Here is a 23,201-nt window from a genome sequence, read left to right as displayed (position 1 = left end):
CTCGCGTCGCGCATCCTGGGGTGAAGGTCGCTCTCGACTGCTCGCTCGCACCTCAGGAATCCGCCCCTCGCTCCTTGGCTGGCGCATCGGCCTTCGCCGCCGCATCGGCCTTCGCCGCCGCGTCGGTCTTCGCTGCCGCGTCCCCCTTTGCCGCCTCGCCCTTCGGTGCCGCCTCCCCCTCCGGCGCCGCGTCGTCGCCCTTCGGCGCGGCCTCGCCGTTCGCCGATGCCGAGCTGTCCGCGGTCGCCGGCGCGGCGCTCGCCACCGCCGTCAGCGCCGCCACCGCCGCCGCGCGCGCGGCGTTCGCCGCCGCCGGCGCCGCCCCCGCGGTCGCCGGCGCCGCGCTCGCCGCCGCGCCCGGCACCTCGCGCGCCGTGGTCGCCGGCGCGGGCCGCTCGCGGCGCTCCTTCCGCAGCACCTCCTCGGCGTCGTCGCCGGGCACCCCCGCCGTCGCCCCCTGCCCCGCCGTCGCTCTCTGCCCCTCGTCCTGCGGCGGCGGCCACGCGGTGACGTAGCGGGGCTGCTCGCCAGGGCCGGACGCGTCGATCCATGACACGCTCCCTGTCCCCGGCGCGCGCACGTCGATGTGCACGAACGAGCTGTTCGGATAGTACCCGCAGCCCGTATCGGCGAGCGTCCGGCACGCGGCCGCGAGCTCGTCGTTGCGCACCCCGGCGATGCGCAGATCGAGCGCCCGCCCGGTCTGGTGCAGGCTGCCCTGGCTCTGCGGCCGGTACCCGCTCACCAGCGACACGAGCCGGCCCGGATACCGCCGCGCGAGCGCGTCGACGCGGACGAGCAGCCCGGGATCGAGCAGCCGCACGCCGGGCGCGATCTCCCCGGCCCGGAGCGCACCCCGCTTGCCCCCCTTGCCCCCGGGCGCACCGTCCGGCGCGCGCCGCTTGCGGCCGGCAGCCTCCGGCTTCCGCGCAGCGAGCGCACGCTCGTCGGGCAGGACCGGCCGCGGCGTGCCCCACGGGCGCGCGAGCAGGGACAGGGCGCGCCGCGCCTCCTCGCGCGGCCTCCCGGCGCAGTCGACGAGCGCGAGGCGATCGGGCTCCATCCCGCTGCGATCGATCGAGAGCGCCGGACCGAGGCACGGCTTCGCCGGAGCCTCCTTGCTCGCCCGCTTCTTCGCCCCGCGCCGCTTGCTCTCGACCGTGCGCGCCGCCCTCTTCTTCTTCTTCCGGCGCTCTTTCTTGGCCGACCTGGCCGCATGCCCGCGCCTCTCCGCGCTCTCCGCCGCGCGCGGCGTCTTCTTGCGGGTGCGCTCCTTCCGGTCCCCGGCGTCGTTCTTCTTCCCGTCCTTCGTCCTCTTCTTCCCGTCACCGGCCGCCTTGGAATCGGACTTCGCGGCGCTGGACCTCGTGGCGCTGCGGCGCGCCCCCGTCTCCTCGCGATCTTCTGCCGCGCGCTTGCGCCGCGTGCCCGCGGGGCTCGCCGGCGGACGCTCACGACGGGCGAGCTTGCCGGCCTCCTCCCCGGCCTGCTCGGCCGCATGCGCCCTGGGCAGCGGCTCCGCGCAGAGAGGCCCGGCCGAGGCGGCCGGCACCGCGATGCCCAGCAGCGCGGCCAGCGCGGCAGCCCGAGCACGCTTCAGACGCGCGCGCATCGCCGCGCTGCGCATCGGCTTCCCTGCGGCCCGCGGCGCCGCGCCTGCACTGCTCACGGATCGAAGGCTCACCATGGAAAGCTCCAGTCGGGTCGGGTGCGGGTGCTCCTCCACCACGGATCTCCCGGACACGTCGTCGCCGCCCCTCCGTAGGTGGGGGACAGGAAAGGCAGTCAGCGGTCCGCTTCTTGAATCGACCTCGGCCGCGGGGTCGGCGACCTCGACACAGCGTCTCCGGCGCTCCCTTCACGAAAGCTCCTTGAAGGGAGTGGACCGGGTAGACCCATGTAGACCAGGTGCCCCCCGGAACCAGGAACCAGGAACCAGGAACAAGGATCCCTGAGGACACGAATGTCATGAAGTGCGGCGGGCAGCCCAATTTTCTGCGGCGCTGACCAGAGGCTGTGGTAGGAACCAGCTGCCTCGCGACCGCAGTAGGGTCGTGAGCGCGGCTCCGGGTGGCTTGGGGGCAGAGCCCCTCATCACGCGGTCCGCGGTCGGGGTTCTCTCGGCGCAGTGCGGCGTGGCCCTGTCTCCGCGATCAACGGGATCGACCGGGGGCACCAGGCGTCGCGTTCCAGCGCCATCTCGTCCGGGCCGTCGCAGATCGCGGGGGAAGCGCCCGGTTCAACTCACACCAGCCTCAGTCACCACACCATCGATGCAAGCGGGGCGCCACACGCGGGATGCGGAAGCCGAACCCGGTGGCGCGTCCATGTCCGCTCCGACGTCAGCAAGGGCACGACATGCGGCGAATTCGTAGAGACGCAACCAAGGTCTGGCACAATCCCGAGCTTCACACCGCCTACGGCCGCGGTCAGCCGAACAGCGCAGGGCTGCCGCGCCCGACGCAGACCGGCGAGGACCGTAGGGCGGCGAAGCAGCACCGCGCAGCGCTCGAGGCGCTGTTCTCCCCGCGCAAGGAGCCGGAGGCAGAGGACAGCAAGGGCGGGCGCGTCAAATCCGGACGCGACGCCGCGTCCAAGGCGCCGGGGCGGATCGTCCTCGCGCCGCCCCCGCAGAGCGACCCGAAGGCCGTCGAGCGCCAGCGGCTCCTGGCGAAGCTGCTCGACGCGTCGGGCCGGCCGAACATCTCCAAGGCAGCGAACGATTTCCTCCGCGCCGGCCACACCTTCCCGGCGGAGCAGGACGTGTACCTGCAGCTTCTCGAGCACAGCGACGAGCAGCGCATCCAGGAGGCGATCGACGAGCTCTCGGGCATCCTCGCCGGCGAGCTGCCCAAGCGGCGCGCGGTGCTCGAGTCGCGGCTGCGGCGCATCGAGCAGTTCGCGGAGGAGCCCGCCACGCGCGCGGCCGCCGAGCGCCTGCGCCGCCAGGTGAGCGGCAGGCCCGACGCTCCGGGCGCGAACGGCGCCTCCGGGCCCGGCTCGCAGCCGCGGCCGTCGGGCGAGCAGGCCGCCCTGCCCCGCGCGGCGGCGGGCGGCGCGCCCTGCGCCCTGTCCGAGGCCGGCGAGGCGGAATGACGCGCGCGGAATTCGAGGCCGAGCTCCGCAAGCTGATGCAGGCGTTCGAGACGGGCACCGCGAACGAGCGGTGCGTCGAGTGCGTCGCGTGCGAGCGCTGCGTCGACTGCACGTTCTGCCGCAACGCGAAGGCGCTGCAGCGGTGCCACTACTGCGTCGACACGCAGCGCTGCTCGGACAGCACGCACTGCCGCGGGTGCCGTGATCTCATCAAGTGCAGCCACTGCGTCGCGTCCGAGCGGTGCACGCAGTCGTCGTACCTCGTGCGCTCGGTCGACTGCACCGGCTGCACCTACTGCTTCGGCTGCGTGGGCCTCGTGCGCAAGGACTTCCACATCCTCAACCAGCCGTACGATCGGAGCACCTACTTCAAGCTCACGGCCAAGCTGATGCGCGAGCTCGGGCTCGCCGCGGGCGCCGGGGCCGAGCCCGTCGCGGCGCAGCGCTCGGCCCAAAGGTAGCGATGCGCGCGGTGGTGCAGCGCGCGCTCGCCGCGCGCGTCGAGGTCGAGGGCCAGGTGGTCGGCGCGATCGAGCGCGGCCTCGTGGCCTTCGTCGGCGCCGCGAGGGACGACGAGGACGCGGACGCCGACTACGTCGCCGGCAAGGTCGCGGGCCTCCGCGTGTTCGCCGACGAGGCCGGCAAGATGTCGCGCGCGCTCGCGGACGCGCGCGGCAGGGTGCTCGCGATCAGCCAGTTCACGCTCTTCGGGGACGTCCGGCGCGGCCTGCGGCCGAGCTTCGACGGCGCGATGGAGCCCGTGCGCGCGGAGGCGCTGTACGAGCGCTTCGTCGCCGCCCTGCGGGCGCGCGGCGTCGACGTCCAGACCGGCCGCTTCCGCGCCGACATGCGCGTGTTCGTCGAGAACGACGGGCCGGTCACCATCCTCATCGATTCGAAGCGCACGTTCTGACATCGCCCGAAGCGGACGTCCTGACACCGCCCGAAGCGGGACGCTCTGGTACCGTTCAGAACGGATGCTCTCGCGCTGTTCAACGCGGGACGTCCTGACGCCGTTCAGAGCGGACCTTCTGTCACCGTCCAGCCCGTCGCGCTCCTCTGCGGGAGCCCCTTTCCGCCCCGCCTCGCCCAGGCTACCGCGGAGCCATGCGGATCAGCATCGTGGGAGCAGGCGCCCTCGGGCGGATCTACGGCGTGCGCCTCGCCGCCCAGGGAGACGACGTCACCTTCGTGGTCCGCCCCGAGCGCGTCGCCGACGCCGGGCCGTTCGTCATCGAGCAGGTCAACGGCTCGCGCCGCGACGCGCTGGAGCGCCCGCGCCTCGCGGCGGAGATCCCGGCGGACACCGAGGTCGTCCTCGTCACCGTGCGCTTCGAGCAGCTCGCCCCGGCCCAGCCTGACCATGGCGGCGCCCCGCCGCGCGCGGCGGGGCGCAAGTCGGTCGCGGACCTGCTCCGCGGCGGCCCCGCCGTCCCCGCCGTGGTGCTGACGCCGCTCATGCCGCCGCAGCGCGCGGCGCTCGATCAGGCCGCCCAGCGCCGCGTCACCCCCGCGATGCCGAGCGCCTCAGGGTACCTCGACGAGCGCGGCGTGGTCCGGTACTGGATCACCGGGCTCGCGTCGACGCTCATCGACGAGGACGGGGGCGCGCCCGCGGAGCGGCCGACGCTCGAGGAGCTCGCGCGCCGCCTCACGAGCGCCGATGTGCCGGCGCGGCTCGAGCGCGGCGTGGGCGCGCACAACGCCGCGACGACGACCGCGTTCTTCCCGCTGATCGCCGCCATCGACGCGGGCGGCGGCGTCGTCGGCCTCGCCTCGGATCCGCGCGTGCTCGGCGCCGCGCGGGGCGCCACCCGGGAGTGCGCGGCGCTCGCGGACAGGCTGGGCAAGGTGGCCCCCTGGGCGAAGCTCCTGGCCAGGCTCGCCGGCCCCCTCACGCTGAAGCCCGGTATCCAGATCGCTCGCCACCTGTTCCCCGAGGCGCTGCGGTTCGTCGACACCCACTTCGGCCCCAAGCTCCACGCGCAGCACCTCGCGATGGGCGCCACGATCCTCGCGCTGGGCCGCGAGCACGGCGTGCGCCTGCCGTCGCTCGAGCAGCTCATGACCTTGATCGAGGGCCGCGAGGCGGCGCGCTGATCCGCGCGTCAGCGCGCCGCCGCGAGCCGCGCCGCGAGCGCGATCGCCTCGCGCATGCCGCGCGCGTCGGCGCCCCCTGTGCCTGCGCGATCGTAGGCCGTGCCGTGGTCGACGCTCGTGCGCACGATCGGCAGGCCGAGCGTGACGTTCACCGCCTCCCCGAAGCCGAGGAGCTTGCACGGGATCGTCGCCTGGTCGTGGTACATCGCGACGACCCCGTCGAGCGCGCCGCTCGCCGCGAGCCGGAAGGCCGTCTCGGCGCCGACGGGCCCCGAGAGCTCCGCCGCCGGCCCCGAGCGCGCGAGCCGCCGCGCCGCGAGGCGGATGCCCGGCGCGATCCGCGCCCGCTCCTCGTCGCCGAGGAGCCCGCCCTCGCCGGCGTGCGGGTTCAGCGCGGCGACGGCCACGCGCGGCGCCTCGCGGCCGAGGGCCGCGAGCAGCCGCGCGAGCCACACCGCTGCGCGCGCCACCTCGCGCGGGCTCACCGCGTCGGGCACCTCGCGCAGCGGCAGGTGGGTCGTCACGAGGGCGGTCACGAGCTTGCCCGAGGCGAAGGCCATCGTGACCTCGCGCGCGCGGAGCCGCCGGCCCAGGTGCTCGGTGTGCCCGAGGAAGTCGGCCGACCCCGGCGCGCCGCTCGTGGCGATCGCGTGCTTCGACGCAGGCCCCGTGACCAGCGCCGCCGCGACGCCGCCGCGGACGAGGTCCGTCGCCTCGTCGATCCACGCGAGCTGCGCCGCGCCGTCCTCGGCCTCGGGCCGCCCGAACGCGCTCGGCCGCGAGAGGCGCGTGCTGCCCGCCCAGAGCCCGATCTCGCCGGGCGCGAGCCGATCGACGGCGGCGCGGCCGTCGACCACGACGAGGCGGCGCGCCGCGACGCGCACGAGCCGCGCGGCGCGGCGGAGCGTGGCCTCATCGCCGACGAGCACGCAGCGCACGCCGGCGACGGACGCCGCGCCGGCGACGGCCACCTCGGGCCCTACCCCGCTCGGACAGCCGACGCTGATCGCGACGACGGGCGGCGGCTCCGCGCGGCGCGACCGTGCGCGCGCCGCGCGGGCGGCGGTCGATCCTGCAGCGCTGCGCCGCTCGCCGGACGTCATCGGACGACGCGCCGCTCGCGCCCCGTGGTTGTGGAGCCGTCCCCCGACGGCCCTGACCGCGGCTCGCCGCGCACGGACGCCTCGCCGCGCGCCGGATCGCGCTCCTCGTCGCGCTCCTCGTCGCCGTCGTCGTCGCCGTCGTCCTCGTCGCTCTCCTCGTCGTCGACGTCCTCGTCGTCCTCGTCGAGCTGCTCCGCGCGCTCGTCCGCCGCGTTCGCCGCGCTCCGCTGCGGCGCCTTCGCCGCGTCGCCGCCCTCGGGGCCGCCGGCGCCGACGACGGGCGACTCGAGCCGGTACCCGGCCCCACGCAGCGTGACCAGCGGCAGCGCCGCGCCGAGCTTCGCCCTGAGGCGCCGCACGTGGATGTCGACCGTCCGCGCTCCCCCCTCGTACTGGCTCCCCCAGACGCGACGGAGCAGCTCCGTCCGCGACACAACCTTGCCGCGGCGTTCGCACACGTACGAGAGCAGCGCGAACTCCTTCGCCGTGAGCGGCACGTGCATGCCGCCGACCGACACGTCGTGCGCTGCGCGATCGATGACGATCGCGCCCACCTTCACCCGCTCCTCGGTCGCGAACTCGCTGCGGCGCCACTCGACGAGGCGCACACGCGCGTAGAGCTCGGCGGGGACGTACGGCACGAGCAGGAAGTCATCGAAGCCGCTCGACGGCTCGATGCGCGCGATCTGTGCCACGCTCACCGCGACCAGCGCGCCGACCTCCTCGAGGCGCGGCTCGCGGCGGAGCGCCCGCAGCGCCGCCGCGGCGAGATCGGGCCGGTCGAGCGCCTCGACGACGATCGCGCGCGCCTTGCTCTCGTCGTCGTGGAATAGCCGCGGTGGGTCGTCCCAGAGGTCGAGGGTCCGGACGTCGGCGCCGAGCGATCGCAAGACCGCCGCGGCGCCTTCATCACGTTCGAGATCTGGCCCGTGCCCCACAATGGCTATGAACGAACGGCGCGCCATGTCCGCCCCGTATACGGGTGCTACATCGTGGCGGCAAGACGCACCGCGCCAAACGACCCAACAACGCGAGGCAGCTTACCTATGCCTGCACCCCGGACGGCCGAAATCAGCCGATCCGCGTCCCGCCGACGGTGATGCGATCGATCTTGATCGTGGGGCACCCCACGCCGACCGGAACGCTCTGTCCGTCCTTGCCACAGGTCCAGATGCCGTCGGAGGTGGCGACATCGTGGCCGAGCATCGTGACGCGCCGGAGGACGTCGGGGCCGTTTCCGATGAGGTTCACGCCCTTGAGCGGCGCGGTCAGCTTGCCGTCTTCGATGAGGTAGCTCTCGGTCAGCGAGAAGACGAAATCGCCGTTCGAGATGTCGACCTGGCCGCCGCCGAACTTCCTCGCGAAGATGCCGCGCTTCACCGAGCGCACGATCTCCTCGGGATCGTGCGGGCCGGCGAGCAGGATGGTGTTCGTCATGCGGGGCATGGGCGCGGCGGCGAAGCTCTCCCGCCGCCCGTTGCCCGTCGGCGTGAGCCCGTAGTGCCGCGCCGAGAGCCGGTCGTGCATGTACCCGACGAGCTTGCCGTTGTCGATGAGCGTGCTGCGCTCGGGCTCGTGCCCCTCGTCGTCGACGTTGATCGTGCCGCGGGACTGGAGGAGGGTCGCGTCGTCCACCACGGTGCAGAGCGGGCTCGCCACGTCCTTGCCGACCTGCCCCGAGTAGTTGCTCGTGCCCTTGCGGTTGAAGTCGGCCTCGAGCCCGTGCCCCACGGCCTCGTGGAGCAGGATGCCGCTGTCGCCGGGCGCGAGCACGACGTTCATCTCGCCGGCGGGCGCGTCGCGCGCGTCGAGCATCGCGACCGCCTGCCGCGCCGCCTCCTCGGCGTGCCACTCCGGCGACCTGCCCTCGAAGTACGCCGTCGTCATGCGCCCGCCGCCGCCGCTCGACCCTTCCTGGCGCTTGCCGCCGCGCTCGGCGAGCGCCCGCACGCCGAAGCGGATGAGCGGCTGGACGTCGTGCGCCATCCGCCCGTCGCTCGTGGCGATCAGGACCTCGCGCACCTCCTCGGCGAAGCTCGCCTCGGCCTTGACGATGCTGGGATCGTAGGCGAGCGCGGCGGCGCTCGCGCGCTCCAGGAGCGAGCGCTTCTCGAGGCCGGGGACGTCGAGCGAGACGTGGGGCAGCTCGTAGCGGCTCGGCAGCGGGCGGCGCCGGAGCTCGATCTTCTCCTTGCCGCCGGTGCCCATCGCGATCTGCGCCGCCGTCTCGGCCGCGCGCTTCATCGCGTCCCACGTGAGGTCCTCGGTGTAGGCGTAGCCCGTCGCGTCCCCCCGCTGGACGCGCACGCCGACCCCCATCGACACCCCGCGGGACGCCGCCTTGAGGATGCCTTCGTCGAAGGTGAACCCGCCTCCCGCCCGGTATTCGAAGAAGAGATCGGCGTAATCACCTCCCTTGGAGAGGGCGACCGAGAGCAGCCGCTCGCAGAGCGCGGCGTCGACGGCATTCTCCTCTCCGGGAGCGAACGGGGCGCGGTAGGCCTGGCTGCGCGACATGGTCGGCCAACTCTAGGTCCATTCGCCGGGACGGTCGAGGCGTGGCGGCACCTGGAGCGCTCCGGGCGATCGCCAGGCCGGCGACCACCTCCAGCCCGCCGGCGCGGCGCACATCCAGCCCGCCGGCGCGGCGCACATCCAGCCCGCCGGCGCGGCGCACATCCAGCCCGCCGGCGCGGCGCCTGTTCAGCCCGCCAGCGTAGCATCTGTTCAGCCCGCCGACGCGGTGCGCGCAAGCGTTGCGCGACGCCTCGCCCGAGCCGCCGTTTCCGGCAAGCGAGGAATACGGAACACCTCCTGCCACCGGTCCGCGCGCTCGCGCCCCGCCCCGCCCCGGAGATCCTGATCACGGAGGCGCGAACGTCGAACGTGCGGGCGTCGCGCGACGACAGCCGCGCTCGCGGTGTGGGGCAACTTCCTGCCCCTTCACCGCGGATCGGCCGTGCGGCGTCCGCGGGTCGGCCGTGTGACGTCGGTCACGACGCGCGGCGCCGCCGGGACCGACCCGGCAGAGGTATGCAGAAATGTGCAAGAACGCCGCTCGACTGCTATGCTTCGAGCTGTCCTCGCGTCGGTGGTGGCGATGGCCGCCTTCTCCGCGATCTTCTCGATTCCCCGGTGATCAGCGTGCCCCGGCGCGCTCTTCGACGCGCCCCGATCGGATTCGCCTAGCGTCCGACCGGGGCGGGGGGATCCAGGCCGCCTCGCAGGTGTCGCCGCGTTCGCCACGGCGCCCACGCGGGGCCCGCGTGCTGCAAACAAGCACCTTGGCGGTAGCTTCCGGAACTTCCGATGCCGCGCGCTTGTACGTGGTAGCGGGATTGGCTAGGTGTTTTTAGGCGAGGTGAGGGACGCCGACCGGGCGCCCGAGCAACGCCTTGCTGTCCTCGCAGGAGATTCCCATCGCCGTGGCGGTCGATCGCGACAAGGTGCTCCAGACCGCGCAGAAGCTTGTCGAGCGGAAGCGCTTCGACAGAGCCATCGCCGAGTACCAGAAGCTGGTCGCGGAGGATCCGAGGGACGTCCGGACGCTGCTCAAGATCGGCGACCTCTATCTGCGGATGGAGGAGTACGTCGATGCGATCACCACCTACGAGCGCGTCGGCCAGTTCTACTCGCTCCAGGGCTTCGCGCTGAAGGCGATCGCGGTCTACAAGCAGATCCGCGAGATCATCCACAAGCACGTCCCCCAGTACGAGGACCGCTTCGGCCACATCGTCCCGCGCCTCGCGGAGATCTACACGCAGCTCGGGCTCACGAGCGACGCGCTCGCGGCCTACGACGAGGTCGCGACGCGCCTCCTCCGCGCCGGGCGCGACCGCGACGCGATCGACATCTTCAGGAAGGTCGTCGACCTCGACCCGAACAACCCGCTCCCGTATCTCCGCCTGGCCGAGGCGCTGATCCGGGTCCGCGACTACGACCTCGCCATCCAGCGCTTCGGGACGGCGGCCGAGATCCTGCTCAAGCTCGGGCGGCGCGACGACGCGCTGAAGGTGGTCGAGCGCCTGCTCCAGCACCGCCCGGACGCCCGCTTCGCCCGCATGGCCGCCGAGATCTACCTCGACCGCGGCGAGCCGAGCGACGGGATGTCGGCCCTCACCAAGCTGCAGATCGCGTTCAAGGAAAACCCGCGCGACCTGGAGACGCTGGCGCTGCTCGCCCGCGCCTTCGACCTGCTGGGGCAGCCGGCCAAGGCGATCGAGGTGCAGAAGGAGTCGGCGCGCATCGCGAAGGAGGCGGGGCGGCTCGACCAGTTCACCGCCCTCATCACCGCGCTGCTCGCGCGCGCCCCGAACGACGAGGGGGTGCGCCAGCTCGCATCCCAGCTCGCGCCCGCCGGGCGGGACACGCGCGCATCCATCGACGTCGAGCTCGTCGAGGAAGAGGAGGAAGAGGCCGACGACATCGAGGAGCTCGAGGTGGAGGACGCCGAGCCCTCGTCCGCGGTGCCGTTCCCGCTGCGCGCGTCGCAGCCCTCGACGGCGCCGGTCGCGAGCCCGCGGCAGCTCGCCGCCCACGCCGAGAGCCTGCGGCGCGACCGCCAGTACGACAAGGCGGTCGCCCTCCTCAAGGGCGGCATCGCCCGGCTGCCGGCCGCCCGGGAGCTGCGCGAGAAGCTCTGCGACGTCCTGATCGAGGCGGGAGACCAGGACGGCGCCATCGAGCAGATGCTCGAGTTCGCGCGGCAGCTCACCAGCGAGGGCGCCGTCGATGACGCCGCGAGGTTGCTCGACGAGGTGCTGCTCCTGGAGCCCGGGCACGCCCAGGCCACGGAGATGCTCCACCAGCTCGGCTACGCCGTGCCGCAGGAGGAAGAGCTCGACGAGGTGCAGGTCGGGTCGGAGGCCCCGCCCGCCGCCGGCGAGAACGAGGCGTACGCCTCCGAGGTGCCGAGCCAGGAGCTCTACGACCCGAGCGCGCCGCTGCCCGCGTACACGCTCGACGAGGACGGCGTGGTCGAGGCGCTCCCCCGGCGGCCCCCGCTCGTCACGCACCTCGACGACCCGTTCGCGAACGAGCCGCCGCTGCCGAGCTTCCCGATCGACGACGACGACGTCGTCGACAACGATGTCCTCGACGACGATCTCGTCGACAACGACGTCCTCGAAGACGATGACGACGAGGAGACGGCCTCGGTCCACCCGGGCCGTTCTCCCGGGCACCCCCTGGCCATCGCGGCGTCGCAGGCGCCTCCGCCGCCCTCGATCCCCCCCGCGCCCCCGGTGCTCGCCGGGCCGCCATCGACCCTGTACACCCCCGCGTCGGTCCGGCCCACCGCCAGCCGCTCCGTGCCGCCGGGCTCCGGGCGGCGCGCGGACGCGCTCGACGAGGACGCGCTCGAGGAGGTCGAGTTCTTCGCGCAGCACGGGATGTTCGACGAGGCGCGCAACATCCTGGAAGAGCAGCTCGCGCGGCTGCCGAACCACCCGCTCCTGATGGAGCGGCTGCGCGACGTCGTCGAGCTGGCGTCGCAGGCGCGCGTGGCCGCGGACAACCAGAGCGGCACGCGCGCGGTCCCGCGCGGCAGCGAGCGGCCAGACGAGGATCGCGCGTTCGACATCGCGGAGTCGCTCAAGCTGATCGACGAGCTCGAGGTGGCGCCGGGCTCCGTGACGGGCGTCCAGGACGATCCCCGGCAGGTCAGCGTCGATAGCGTCTTCGAGCAGTTCAAGGCGGGCGTGGCGGCGCAGGTCTCGGAGGCCGACGCGGCGACGCACTACGATCTCGGCGTGGCGTACAAGGAGATGGGCCTTTACAAGGAGTCCATCGCCGAGTTCGAGCTCGCCGCCCGCGATCCCGGGCGGGAGTGCGTCTGCCTGTCGATGATCGGGGTCACGCACCTCCAGATGGGCAACGTCGACGCGGGCATCGAGGCGCTCATCCGGGGGCTGCACGCCTCGCACAAGACGATCGAGCAGGAGCTCGCGCTGAACTACGAGATCGCGAACGCCTACGAGATGCGGGGCACCCCCGAGCAAGCGCTCTACTACTTCCAGCGCGTCGCCCGGATGAGCCCGAGCTACAGCGACCCGCGCGGCAGCATCGCCGAGCGGCTGCGCCGCATCGACGCCCCGAAGCCTGCCGCGCGCGCCGTCGGGGCCGAGATGATCGCGGACGAGTTCGACGCCGCCTTCGACGACATGCTCCCCAGCGGCAAGCTGCCCTGAGCGCGGCCCTCCGGGGGCTCACCTCCAGGGCCCGCGAGCGCCGCGCGTCCAGGCCGGCGTATCCGCGAGGCCGGAGATCGCGAGGTGCCGGAAATTGGGCCCAGGCGGGCGCCCTCATGTACCGGAGGTCCATGAACCGACCGTTCCTGTTCGCCGCCGTCACCTCGCTCCTCGCCGCCGGCTGCGGCGCGGGGCTCGACATGAACGCGCGAGCCGGTAGTCCCCAGGACGCCTCCGTCAAGGCGGCGACCGAGGGGCGGCGCGAGGTCGCCGAGCGCGCGGAGGGCTCGACCGACGCGGGTCGCCCGAGCGCGCAGGGAGCGGCCGTCGCGCGCGCCCCGGGCGACTACGTCGCCTACCGGTTCTCGGGCAGCTTCCGGAAGACGCCGCTGCTCCTCACGCAACGCGTGGTCGCGCGCGAAGGGGACGTCCTCGTCGTCGACATGACCCTGGCGGACGACCAGGAGACCGAGTCGCTGCGGGTCCGCATGAGCGACGCGCCCGGACGGCGCGGCGAGATCCTCGGCGCGGCGTGGCTCGACGGCGGGGCCGAGCGGCCGGCGACCCTCGCGGCGTACGAGGCGATGATGGAGAAGACCACGCTCGCCGCGGACGAGAACGAGGCGGTGCTCGGCAGCGAGGCGGTGAGCGTCGACGTCGGCGGCGCCCCCATCGCCTGCCAGGAGACGAGCTTCCGCGTGCGCATCGGCAGGACGAAGGCGACGATGCGCACGCTCCAGAGCGACGACTTCGCCTGGGGCGACGTCGGCGGCGAGATCACCACCGAGGACGGGCGCGTGCTGTACCGGGCAGAGCTCGTCGACAGGGGGCACGCGGACGCTGCGCCGCGCGGCGCGGACGCGACGGCCGCCGGCGCAGATCCCCACCCCGTGCCGCGCCCGGCGACGGTAGCGCGGTCCGATTACGAAGACTGAGCCGAGAGGGGCGCGTCGCCCTGGTCCCCCTTGCGCGCGAGGAGCTCGCCCGAGCGCGCGGCCGCCGCCTTGACCAGGTGGCCCATCTTCGGGTGCTCGGGCTCGAAGTCCGGCTCGATCCCCTCGGCGCGGAGCGCCTCCGTGCAGACCGGGCCGATCGAGGCCACCACGCCGCGCGCGAGGCGCTCGCGCAGGCGCGCCACGAGCCCCTCCTCGGCCGCCACGAGCAGCGCGTGCTCGACCTGCGCGCGGCTCGTGAAGAGCGTGATCGCCGCGCCGCCGTCGGCCAGGGCGTGGAGCGCCCGCCGCAGCGGCGCGGTGTCCTCCGGGAGCGCCCAGCGGTACGCCGGCACCGGCGTGACCTGGGCGCCGGCCGCCCCGAGCCCGGCGTAGAGCTCGTGGCTCGGGGCCCCGTGCTCCTGGACGGCGATGCGCTTGCCGCTCAGGTCGCCGAGGCCCCGCACGACGTCGAGGATCTCCCGCCAGGTGTTCGGCTCGGGGACCGTGAGGAAGCGGGTCATGCCCAGCTCGCGCAGCGCCGCGGCGGGCTTGGGGCCGCGCGCGACGAGCTGCACGGACGAGAGCGCCGCGGTCATCCGCGACATGCCCTGGGCGCTCGCCTCGCCCTCCCCGCCGGGCGCGCCGTCGCTGCCCGGGCCGGGCTCGAGCGCGGGCGCCGCCTCGGCCACGAGCGCCCTGGTCCCAGCGCCGGTCATGAGGATCACGAGGTCGAGCTCGGCGCCCGCGAGGCGCCGCGCGAAGTCGAGCGCGCGCTCGTTTCGCTCGATCGGCACCTCCCGCAGGGCCGGCGCCGTGATGGGCACCCCGCCGTGGCGCTGGATCAGCGAGGCCATCTCGGTCGCGCGGCGGCTCTCGAAGCTGATGACGCGGCGCCCCGCAAAATCGGGGGGTGCGGTCGGGACAGGACGGTCGTTCAGTGGGCGCGGGGGCGTACTCACGCGGGCAGCATAGCCCGAGTCCAGCTCGGGCGGGTTTCGGGCCGTGAACCAGTTTGCTAAGCTCTGCGTGTGACCCATCCGATGAGCGACGAGGCTGGCGGGGCCGGGGGCGGGCTCGCGCGTGCGACCTCGGAGAACGACGTCGGCCCCGATCCTGTCATCGGCGCGGGCATCGCGCTGTTCGGCATCTTCTTGATGGGGGTGGGCGGCGCGCTGGGCGCGCACTACCTCTTCAACTTCGGCGTGCTCGTGGCGGTGCTGGGGGCCGTCCTGTTCGTCCTCTTCGTGGCGGTCACGGCGCTCAAGCAGCGCCGCGCGCTCGGCCCCACCCCGCGCGCCTCGAGCCCGGACGGCGGCCCCGCCGAGCAGCGAGACGCGCACGACTGATCCGGCCGCGCGGCGCGCACGCGCCGGCCGGCCGCCCTCCTCGGCGTTCAGCCCTGGGATCCGTCGCCCGGGTCGCGCGGCGCGCCCGGAGATGCCGGGGGGCTGCCCTCGTCGCCGGCCCTGCCGGAGAGGTCCGGCTCGATGTCGACGAGCGACACGCCGAGCTCCTGGGCGATGCTTTGGATCTCGGCCCGCTCCGCCGCCGTGGGCGCGCCATCCGCCGCGGCGAGCCGGATCAGGAGGCGCACGACCTCCACCCGCTCGCTGGCGTTGCAGAGCGCCTTGAGCTCGCGGTAGCAGCGATCGACCTCTTCCTCCTGGAGCGCGGGCAGCTTGCCATGAAGCGCATTGCACACCGCGTCGACGCCGCTCGGCGCGAGCCCGTCCACGTGGGTCAAGAGCTCGCGGAGCAGCGCGTCTTCCTTGTCGGTGAAGCGACCGTCGACGCAGGCGACCTTACCCAGCAGGACGATGACGGTCGCGATGTAGCGGAGGACGACCGCCTCGTCCTCCGGGAGCGCCGCGCGGAGCTCCTTCAGGAGAGCGTCGAGGTTCGGGAACGAGTCCCCTTGCTTCAGGCCCAGCCAGGCGAGGAGTCCCACGCGCCGAAGCTACCAGATCCTCGCCAGGCTGGGCAGCCCGGTGGAGCACCGCTCTTGTCGCAGCTCACCCACACCCATCACATGCGGCGCCCTAGTCCTCCCCGTCGCGCTCCGCAAGCCAGTCGTCCACGGGGTTGTCCGACTTCGGGGTCTTCAGGATCGAGCCGTCAGGCCCGTCCTTGCGCACCACGAGCGTGCGCCGCGTCGTCGTGTCGGGCGTCTCGCGCGCGACCACGGTGATCACGTTGACCCCGGGCCGGAGCGGCGCCTCGAACGAGAACTCGGCCCGCTTCGGGTCCGCGCCGTCGCGGTTCGACTTGTAATAGAGCTTCCGCGAGCCGACGAAGATGAAGGTGTCGAGGAGCCGCTCGCTGTCCGACGCCGTCCCCGTGATCTTCACGGTGTCGGCGGTCGTCGCCAGCGCCGCCGCGGCGATGTCGAGCGTCGGGGGCGCGTGCGAGTAGATGTCCTCGAACGCGACCGTCGCGGGGGCCGCCGCCGCGCCGCCCGGCGTCGCCTCCCGCGCCGCGATGAACGCGAAGCGGCCTCCGCCGAGCTCGACCTTGAGGAACCCGCCGGGCGCCTCGCCGAGCAGCTTGACGACGGTGCCCGCCGGGAGCCGGCCGAAGGCGTGCGCGCTCGCCTCCGGCGACGGGAGCAGCATCGCCCCCTCCGCCCCCGCCTTCACGGTGGAGCCGCCGCCCTGGATCGCGACGCGCGGCGAGATCGGGATCTTCACCTTCTCGCTGGCGAACTCGCGCAGATCGCGATCGCCGACCGACAGCGTGAGCGTCGCCTCCGGCTCCGACAGCTGCGCCCCCACGTCGAACGTGAAGACCACCTTGCGCACGTCGCCCGGCTTGATGTTCGAGATGTCGAAGCGCCCGGCGTGCAGCAGCAGCCCGTCGCCCGACAGGTTCGCGATGTTCGCCTGGGTCTCGTAGGACGGGCCCTTGCCGACGTTCTTGACGGTCAGGTACATGCTGACCCGCTCGCCCTTCTGGATGAGCCCGTCGCCGTTGCCCCCCCGATCATCGGCGATCTGGTAGGCGTACTGGAAGAGCGGCCGCTCGAGCGCGCGCACCGTGGGCCGGATCTCGACCGGGGGCGGCTCCGGCGCGCCGGAGACCTCGAACTTCACCTTGACGCCGTCGCTCCGGGAGAGGGCGTCCATCGGGATCTTGCAGACGCGCTTCTCGTTCGCCTTCCTCGGCTTGGTGGAGCCGATCTTGCGCCCCTCGATCTCGCACCAGCCGAGCGGCGCCTTCGCCGTCTTCGTCTGGCCGGGCCCGATCTTCCCGAAGATGAGCTCCTTGCTGTCGTAGTAGAGGTTGTCGCTCTCGGTCGTCCCGCGCAGCCGGTACACCGGCTGCTTGCCGTTGTTCTTGACCGTGACCCGGAGCTCCATGGGCTGGCCGGCGATCACCTCGGCGTTCGGGCGATCGGTCTCGACCTTGATGTCGAGCTCGGACTTGGCCGCGGGCGTCGTGCCCTCGGGCGCGTCGGACCAGTCGACGCCCAGCTTCGCCAGCTCGGCCGAGACCTTGGCCAGCTCCTCCTTGCCGACCTGCTCGATGTAGCCGTGCACCGCCCGGAGCTGCTGGATCCTCGGGGTGCTCGGCGGCATCCGCGCGGCGAGCTCGCGCGCGAAGCGGATCGGGAAGTCGAGCGAGAAGTCCTCGTCGATGTCGCCCCCGCGGTCGCGCAGCCGCTCGCGCTCGGCGCTCGTGAGCTGGTAACGCACCACCTCCGACGGCTTGCCCGCCGCGGCTGCCCGCGCGTTCGAGAGGTGCGCCGAGAGGTCGCGCTCCCGGAGGCCGTCCTTCTGCACGGTGAGATCCATCTCGAGCTCGTCGACCGTCATCGGATCGAGCTCGATGTCCGGCGTGACGCCGACGCCCTGGATCGAGACGTCGCCCGGCGTCAGGTACTGCGCGATCGTCAGCTTGAGGGCCGCCTTCTCCGCCGTGACGTCGGGGAAGACGAGCTGCACGCTCCCCTTGCCGAACGTCTGCGAGCCCACGACGATGGCGCGATCGTTGTTCTTGAGCGCGCCGGCCACGATCTCGCTGGCGCTCGCGCTGTTGCCGCTCACGAGCACCACGATCGGGTACGGCGGCTCCGTGCCAGGGCCCTTGGCGCGCTTCTCCTCGCGCCCCTCCGAGGCGCCGACCGTCGAGACGATGACGCCGTCGGCGAGGAACTTGTCGGCGATGCGCGCGGCCTGATCGAGCAAGCCGCCCGGGTTGCCCCGCAGATCGAGGACGAGCCCCTTCAGCTGCCCCCTGCTGCGCAGGCCGTCGAGCGCGGCGTCGAGCTCCGCGGTCGAGGTCGCCTGGAACGTCTTGAGCCGGACGTACGCGATGCCGCCGTCGAGGGCGCGCGACTCGACGGACCTGACCTTGATCACCTCGCGGGTCAGCTCGAACGGCTTCGCGCCCTGCCACCCGCCCTCGCCCTCGCGGGTCACCCACACGGTCACCGCGGTGCCAGGGTCGCCGCGGAGCCTCCGCACGGCGTCGTCGAGCGGCATGTTGAGCGTCGACTCGTTGTTGATCTTCACGATCCGATCGAGCCGCTTGAGGCCCGCCCTGCCCGCGGGCGTGTCGGGCATCGGGTTCAGGACCGTGAGCATCTGGTCGCGGATCGAGATCACGACGCCGAGCCCGCCGAACGCGCCCGACGTGGAGAGGTTCATCTCCTTGTACGCCTCCGGGCTCAGGAACGCCGAGTGCGGGTCGAGCGTGTGCAGCATGCCGTTGCACGCGGCGTACTCGACGTCGCGGAGATCGACCTCGGTGCCCTTGAGGTTCTTCTGCAGGAAGGCGAAGACCTCGCGCAGGCGCGCGGAGACGTCCCAGGGGCCCTGGATGTTGTCGATCCGGAACTTCCTCGCGCTGGTCTCGACGCGGACGGTGACCTCGTTGGGATCCTCGTTCAGGACGATCACCTGCGCGACGTCGCGCTGCACGGCGTTCAGCGCCGAGAGCAGCATCTCCTTCGGCTTGACGCGATCCGGGTCGACGTACTTGTCCCGGATCATCTTGAGCGTCTCGTTCACGGCCTCGAGGCGGGTGAGGTCGTACGGCGCCTTCGCCACCTGCCCGGTGACGGCGAGCGCCGGCTCGAACCCACGCCAGAGCCCCCCGGGGCCGAACTGCAGTACGAAGTACGCTGCCAGCGAGAACGCGCCGAAGAGCGCGAGCACCTTGCCGAGGCGCTCCAACAATCTGTGAGGCATACGGCGATCGAGTATAGACGCGCCTCCGCGAGCGTCGACCGGCGTCCGCGCATGCCGGTTCGAGCGCGCGCCGCGCGCCGTGCGCCGCGGCCGCTACGCGGGCTTGTGGGTGTCTTCTTCCTTCGTCTCGGTCTTCGGCGGGAGCTGCTTGGAGGGATCCTCGTCGTCGTCGTCGCGGAGCCCCTTCTTGAAATTCCGGATGCCTTCGCCGATTCCCTTGCCGACCTCTGCGATCCGGCCCGCTCCGAAGAGAAGCAGCGCGATGCCGATGATAAGGGCGAGCTGGAGCGGTCCGACATTACCCATGGCGATGTTCCTTCAGAGGCTGCCGCGCTCTCGGCGGCAAACGGCGGGCCGGGGCCTGCACCGCTGCACCCATACCACCCATCCCCCGCGCGGGCAATGCAGCGGCTCGGAGCCTTGAATCCCGTGCTAGGCTCGCGCAACCGTCTTCGCTGGAGGAGGGAGAGGGGCGTGCGCCCCCGCTCGCTCCGCCAGGGATTCACAACTTCAGACCGGCTCGACAGCCCAGGCGGGCCGCCGGGCCGAACCTCTAGCCTTCGTAGCCTTCGCGACGAGCGACACGGGGAAAGATCGATGCCGTTCAACCGCATGAATCGAAAGGCAGCGCATTGTCTGGCAGGGGCGTCGGTCGCGGCGGCGGTGCTCGCCGGCGCGCCCGAGCGCGCGAGCGCCCAGGACGCGGGCGGGGCGGCCAGCGACACCGTGAGCGTCGACGGCAAGGGGATCGTCGGGGGCGCGCTGCTCGGCGGCGAGGTCGTGATGCTGACGATGGGGGCGATCGGGGTCGAGCGCGCCTGGCCCTACCTCGTCTTCGGCGGGCTCGGCGCCGTGGGCGGCGGCGTCGCCGGCTACTTCGTCGAGGCCGCGGAGCCCCCCGCCGAGGTGCCGCTCTACATGCTCGCGGGCGGCATGGCGCTCGTCATCCCCACCCTCGTCGTCACGCTGAACGCCACCGCGTACCGGCCCCCGGAGACGGACCAGAGCGAGCCCATTCGCAACGAGCCGGTCGCGGAGCCCCCCCAGCCGGGCATCAACGTCCAGATCACGTCGGACGCCGCGCCCCTCCTGCGGGGAATCCGGGCAGAGGCCCCCCGGCTCGGCCTCATCGACATCGCGCCGAGCCGGGTCGCGCTCGGCGTGCCGGCGCTCTCGCTCAGGCCGCTGTACTCGCAGGACGAGCTGTTCAAGTTCCGCGTGACGCAGGGGCACGAGCTCCGCGTCCCCGTGCTCCGGGCGACCTTCTGACCCGCCGCCGGGCTGGCGTGCGCATGGTCCCGCTCGCCGGTCTCTGTGCCGATCGCAACGCTCGGCGTTAGGCTCTCGCCGTGGCCGATCTCGACGACACCCCGCTCCCCTGGTCCACGCGCCTCTGGTTCGCCTTCGTCTGCTTCTTCCGCGTGCTGCTCGATCCGCAGTTCGCCGCGCGGGCGTGGCGGGCGCGCGCCGCGCTGCCGCCGGCCGAGGCGGCCGGGCCGCAGGCCCAGCTCGACCGGGCGCGCGAGGGCGGCGCGCCCCCCCTCCCCGAGCCCGAGAGGGCCGCGGAGCCGGAGGAGAAGGCGCCCGCCGCCGCGCCGCCGGCCGCGCCCGCCGTGGGCTCGGCGCTCCAGCTGCTCTCGCTGCTCCAGCGCGAGGGGCGGCTGGTCGACTTCCTCGAGCAGGACATCGCCTCGTTCAGCGACGCGGACATCGGCGCGGCGGCGAGGATGGTGCACGAGGGCTGCCGCAAGGCGCTGCTGGGCCACGCGAAGCTCGCGCCCGTGCGGCGCGAGGAGGAGGGGGCGAAGGTCACGCTGGAGGCAGGCTACAATCCCGCCGAGGTCAAGCTCATCGGCAACGTGTCGGGCAGCGCGCCGTACAGGGGCGTGCTGCGCCACCGCGGCTGGCGCGCCGACGAGCTGTCGCTGCCGATGCCGATCGCCGGCCACGACGCCAGCATCATCGCCCCCGCGGAGGTCGAGCTATGAGCGCGCGCTACATCGTCGGCATCGATCTGGGCACCACCCACTGCGCCCTCTCCTATGCGCGCGTGCCCGAGGAGGGCGCCGACCCGCGGCTCACGCCGTCGCCCGAGGTGATGGCCGTCCCGCAGCTCGTGGCGCAGGGGGAGCTCGAGGCGCGGCCGCTGCTGCCCTCGTTCATGTACATCCCCCACGAGAGCGAGGGGCTCCAAGGGCTGCCGTGGGACGCGGAGCGGCGGTTCGTGGTCGGCGAGCACGCCCGCGCGCGCGGGGCCGACGCGCCGGCGCGCCTCATCTCGAGCGCGAAGAGCTGGCTCTGCCACCCCGGCATCGACCGGCGCGGGCCGACGCTGCCGGTCGGCGCGCCCGAGGACGTCGAGAAGATCTCGCCGGTCGAGGCGTCGTGGCGGTACCTCGAGCACCTCACCGAGGCGTGGGACCACGTGTTCGCGAAGGACGATCCGGAGCTCGCCCTCGCGAAGCAGGAGATCGTGATCACCGTGCCCGCGTCGTTCGACGCCGCCGCGCGCGATCTCACGGTCGAGGCGGCGAGCGCGGCCGGCTTCGAGGATCTCACGCTCCTCGAGGAGCCGCAGGCCGCCGTGTACGCCTGGATCGACGCGGCCGGCGAGGCGTGGCGCAAGCACCTCCAGCCGGGCGACGTGCTGCTCGTGGTCGACGTCGGCGGCGGGACGACCGACTTCTCCGCGATCGCCGCGGTCCCGCGCGACGGGTCGCTCGAGCTCGTCCGCGTGGCGGTCGGAGACCACATCCTGCTCGGCGGCGACAACATGGATCTCGCGCTCGCGCACGTCGTGAAGGCGAAGCTCGCGGCCGAGGGCAAGGAGCTCGATCGCTGGCAGATGACGTCGCTCACCCACGCGGCGCGCGTCGCCAAGGAGCGGCTGCTCGGCGATCCGTCGATGACGGCGGCGCCGATCGTGATCGCCGGCCGCGGCTCGAAGCTGCTCGGCGCGTCGATCCGGACGGAGCTCACGCGCGACGAGATCACGCGGACGCTCGTGGACGGGTTCTTCCCCGAGGTGCCGTCGTCCGCGCGCCCCGCGACGCGCGCGCGCGCGGGCCTCACGCAGCTCGGCCTGCCGTACGCGCAGGATCCGGCGATCACCCGCCACCTCGCCGCCTTCCTCGGGCGGCAGGCCGGCGCGACCTCCCGGCTGGAGGGCTTCGTCCCGAGGGACGCGGCGGGCGCGGGGCCCGACCGCGCGCCGCAGCTCCTGCACCCGACGGCGGTGCTCTTCAACGGGGGCGTCATGAAGAGCGCGGCGCTGCGCGAGCGGCTCGTCGAGACGCTCGGCGCCTGGCTCGAGGCGGACGGCGCGCCGCGGCCGCGGGTGCTCCCGAGCGACGACCTGGATCTCGCGGTCTCGCGCGGCGCCGCCGCCTACGGCCTGGCGCGGCGCGGCCGCGGGCTCCGGATCCGCGGCGGGACGGCGCGGGCCTACTACGTGGGCATCGAGGGCGCCGTGCCCGCGGTGCCGGGGCTGGAGCCGCCGATCACGGCGCTCTGCCTCGCGCCGTTCGGCATGGAGGAGGGCACGGAGGCGACGCTGCCGCCGCAGGAGTTCAGCGTGGTGGTCGGCGAGCCGGTGCGCTTCCGCTTCTTCAGCTCGTCGGTGCGCCGGGAGGACCAGGCGGGGGCGGAGCTCGAGCACTGGACGCCCGGCGAGCTCGAGGAGCTCTCGCCCATCGAGATCACCTTGCCCACGGAGGGCCGGCGCGAGGGGGACATGGTGCCGGTGCGGCTGCACGCCTCGGTCACCGAGGTGGGGACGCTGCTCCTGGAGGCGATCCCCCGCGAGGCGCAGAAGCCCAACGAGCGCTGGCGGATCGAGCTGTCGGTGCGCGCCGAGGAGTGAGGCGCCGCGCCGAGGCGCGCCGAGGCGACACGGCGCGGATGACCTCAGCCCGCGGGGGTCACTCGCCCCTGTCCTGGGCGCAGGCGGTGCCCTCCGCCTCGCACTCGCCTCCTATTTCGAGGGCCGCCGCGCGGCCGCACGTCTCGCATTCGGCGCTCGGCGCCTCGTCCGTGGTGCACGAGATGTAACAGGAGTCGCCCTCCGCCGCGCCGCAGACCTCACAGATGCACGTGGTGACCGCCACGTACTTCGGCCGCGAGACCTCGCACAGATCGGCGACGTCGGCGCCCTGGAGGAGCGGCGCCGAGCAGGTCACGCACGTCTCGTCGCCGGTGGCGCCGCCCTCGCCGGCACCTCCCTCGCCAGCGCCGCCCTCGCCAGCGCCACCCTCGCCGGCGCCGTCCTCACCGCCAGCGCTGCCCGTGCTGGCCGTGGTGGTCGTGGTGGTCGTGGTGTCCGAGGGCTTGGTGTCGTCGTCCCCGCAACCCGCCGAGATGGCGGTCGTGGCCAGCAGGAGAGCTGTCGAGCCAATGCCAACAAGATGGATGCTACGCATGATGTCCTCCAGCGCGCTTGAACGAGCGCAGACCTTCGATAATCGATCTATCAGCCGGCCTCGGCGGGACATATCGATCGATGCAATCCCCGCTTCCCGGCGCGGGCACACTACTCCAGCCAGCCGGCGGGGCTCAACGATTTCGGTGCAAAGCACAGAAATCGCCTCTCGC

The 23,201-nt window shown here is 73.3% G+C and carries 19 protein-coding genes; 10 read left to right on the top strand and 9 right to left on the bottom strand.

Features of this window, described 5'->3' with window-relative positions:
- Nucleotides 1–52: 52 nt before the first annotated feature.
- Nucleotides 53–1,669, bottom strand: coding sequence for a DUF882 domain-containing protein (locus tag WMF31_RS08365; protein ID WP_436601429.1), 1,617 nt, complete (start codon nucleotides 1,667–1,669; stop codon nucleotides 53–55).
- Between the two features lie 689 nt (nucleotides 1,670–2,358).
- Between WMF31_RS08365 and WMF31_RS08360 the strand changes: the two genes are divergently transcribed.
- The 4 genes from WMF31_RS08360 to WMF31_RS08345 all read left to right on the top strand — a co-directional run bounded on the left by WMF31_RS08360 (nucleotide 2,359) and on the right by WMF31_RS08345 (nucleotide 5,196).
- Entirely contained in the window at nucleotides 2,359–3,096 is a 738-nt protein-coding gene (locus WMF31_RS08360) for a hypothetical protein (protein WP_436601428.1), read from the top strand.
- A complete protein-coding gene (locus WMF31_RS08355; RefSeq protein ID WP_436601427.1) occupies nucleotides 3,093–3,557 on the top strand; it encodes a hypothetical protein in 465 nt (154 codons plus the stop codon). The genes WMF31_RS08360 and WMF31_RS08355 overlap by 4 nt, the downstream gene beginning before the upstream one ends.
- Nucleotides 3,558–3,559: 2 nt before the next feature.
- Nucleotides 3,560–4,009, top strand: a complete 450-nt coding sequence (gene dtd / locus WMF31_RS08350; RefSeq protein ID WP_436601426.1) for a D-aminoacyl-tRNA deacylase — start codon at nucleotides 3,560–3,562, stop codon at nucleotides 4,007–4,009.
- 194 nt (nucleotides 4,010–4,203) lie between these two features.
- Nucleotides 4,204–5,196: a ketopantoate reductase family protein gene (locus tag WMF31_RS08345; RefSeq protein ID WP_436601425.1), complete on the top strand. Its 993-nt coding sequence runs from the start codon at nucleotides 4,204–4,206 to the stop codon at nucleotides 5,194–5,196.
- Nucleotides 5,197–5,204: 8 nt separating this feature from the next.
- Here the strand turns inward: WMF31_RS08345 and pdxA are convergent, their stop codons facing one another.
- The 3 genes from pdxA to WMF31_RS08330 all read right to left on the bottom strand — a co-directional run bounded on the left by pdxA (nucleotide 5,205) and on the right by WMF31_RS08330 (nucleotide 8,816).
- Nucleotides 5,205–6,299, bottom strand: coding sequence for a 4-hydroxythreonine-4-phosphate dehydrogenase PdxA (gene pdxA / locus WMF31_RS08340; RefSeq protein WP_436601424.1), 1,095 nt, complete (start codon nucleotides 6,297–6,299; stop codon nucleotides 5,205–5,207).
- On the bottom strand, nucleotides 6,296–7,189 hold the full coding sequence (locus tag WMF31_RS08335) for a winged helix-turn-helix domain-containing protein (protein WP_436601423.1): 894 nt from the start codon (nucleotides 7,187–7,189) through the stop codon (nucleotides 6,296–6,298). The genes pdxA and WMF31_RS08335 overlap by 4 nt, the downstream gene beginning before the upstream one ends.
- Nucleotides 7,190–7,370: 181 nt before the next feature.
- Nucleotides 7,371–8,816, bottom strand: a complete 1,446-nt coding sequence (locus WMF31_RS08330) for a TldD/PmbA family protein (protein ID WP_436601422.1) — start codon at nucleotides 8,814–8,816, stop codon at nucleotides 7,371–7,373.
- Between the two features lie 878 nt (nucleotides 8,817–9,694).
- Between WMF31_RS08330 and WMF31_RS08325 the strand changes: the two genes are divergently transcribed.
- Entirely contained in the window at nucleotides 9,695–12,487 is a 2,793-nt protein-coding gene (locus tag WMF31_RS08325; RefSeq protein ID WP_436601421.1) for a tetratricopeptide repeat protein, read from the top strand.
- 131 nt (nucleotides 12,488–12,618) lie between these two features.
- Nucleotides 12,619–13,422 (top strand): hypothetical protein, encoded by an 804-nt coding sequence (locus WMF31_RS08320; protein ID WP_436601420.1) that lies wholly within the window; start codon nucleotides 12,619–12,621, stop codon nucleotides 13,420–13,422.
- Here the strand turns inward: WMF31_RS08320 and WMF31_RS08315 are convergent.
- Nucleotides 13,410–14,381, bottom strand: coding sequence for a uroporphyrinogen-III synthase (locus WMF31_RS08315; protein WP_436601419.1), 972 nt, complete (start codon nucleotides 14,379–14,381; stop codon nucleotides 13,410–13,412). The two genes, WMF31_RS08320 and WMF31_RS08315, sit on opposite strands and share 13 nt — an antisense overlap.
- 69 nt (nucleotides 14,382–14,450) lie before the next feature.
- Between WMF31_RS08315 and WMF31_RS08310 the strand changes: the two genes are divergently transcribed.
- On the top strand, nucleotides 14,451–14,768 hold the full coding sequence (locus tag WMF31_RS08310) for a hypothetical protein (RefSeq protein ID WP_129352081.1): 318 nt from the start codon (nucleotides 14,451–14,453) through the stop codon (nucleotides 14,766–14,768).
- A gap of 47 nt (nucleotides 14,769–14,815) precedes the next feature.
- Here the strand turns inward: WMF31_RS08310 and WMF31_RS08305 are convergent, their stop codons facing one another.
- The 3 genes from WMF31_RS08305 to WMF31_RS08295 form a co-directional block, all read right to left on the bottom strand.
- Nucleotides 14,816–15,370, bottom strand: a complete 555-nt coding sequence (locus tag WMF31_RS08305) for a TerB family tellurite resistance protein (protein WP_436601418.1) — start codon at nucleotides 15,368–15,370, stop codon at nucleotides 14,816–14,818.
- 91 nt (nucleotides 15,371–15,461) lie between these two features.
- Nucleotides 15,462–18,611, bottom strand: coding sequence for an MXAN_5808 family serine peptidase (locus tag WMF31_RS08300; RefSeq protein ID WP_436601417.1), 3,150 nt, complete (start codon nucleotides 18,609–18,611; stop codon nucleotides 15,462–15,464).
- Nucleotides 18,612–18,704: 93 nt separating this feature from the next.
- Nucleotides 18,705–18,917: a twin-arginine translocase TatA/TatE family subunit gene (locus WMF31_RS08295; protein WP_436601416.1), complete on the bottom strand. Its 213-nt coding sequence runs from the start codon at nucleotides 18,915–18,917 to the stop codon at nucleotides 18,705–18,707.
- A gap of 306 nt (nucleotides 18,918–19,223) precedes the next feature.
- Here WMF31_RS08295 and WMF31_RS08290 point away from each other — a divergent pair, with 306 nt between their 5' ends.
- The 3 genes from WMF31_RS08290 to WMF31_RS08280 all read left to right on the top strand — a co-directional run bounded on the left by WMF31_RS08290 (nucleotide 19,224) and on the right by WMF31_RS08280 (nucleotide 22,473).
- Nucleotides 19,224–19,880, top strand: coding sequence for a hypothetical protein (locus tag WMF31_RS08290; protein WP_242515332.1), 657 nt, complete (start codon nucleotides 19,224–19,226; stop codon nucleotides 19,878–19,880).
- Between the two features lie 80 nt (nucleotides 19,881–19,960).
- The gene (locus WMF31_RS08285; protein ID WP_436601415.1) at nucleotides 19,961–20,599 is read left to right on the top strand and encodes a DUF2760 domain-containing protein; all 639 of its coding nucleotides are present in this window, start codon (nucleotides 19,961–19,963) and stop codon (nucleotides 20,597–20,599) included.
- Nucleotides 20,596–22,473 carry an Hsp70 family protein gene (locus tag WMF31_RS08280; protein ID WP_436601414.1) on the top strand — a complete coding sequence of 626 codons (1,878 nt, stop codon included), beginning with the start codon at nucleotides 20,596–20,598 and terminating at the stop codon, nucleotides 22,471–22,473. Before WMF31_RS08285 ends, WMF31_RS08280 begins: the two co-directional genes overlap by 4 nt.
- Nucleotides 22,474–22,531: 58 nt before the next feature.
- Here the strand turns inward: WMF31_RS08280 and WMF31_RS08275 are convergent, their stop codons facing one another.
- Nucleotides 22,532–23,029 (bottom strand): hypothetical protein, encoded by a 498-nt coding sequence (locus WMF31_RS08275; protein WP_436601413.1) that lies wholly within the window; start codon nucleotides 23,027–23,029, stop codon nucleotides 22,532–22,534.
- Nucleotides 23,030–23,201: the final 172 nt, after the last annotated feature.

Source organism: Sorangium sp. So ce1036, assembly GCF_051369805.1.
GTDB classification, from domain to species: domain Bacteria; phylum Myxococcota_A; class Polyangia; order Polyangiales; family Polyangiaceae; genus Sorangium; species Sorangium cellulosum_F.
This window is presented reverse-complemented; position numbering and strand designations above follow the sequence as displayed.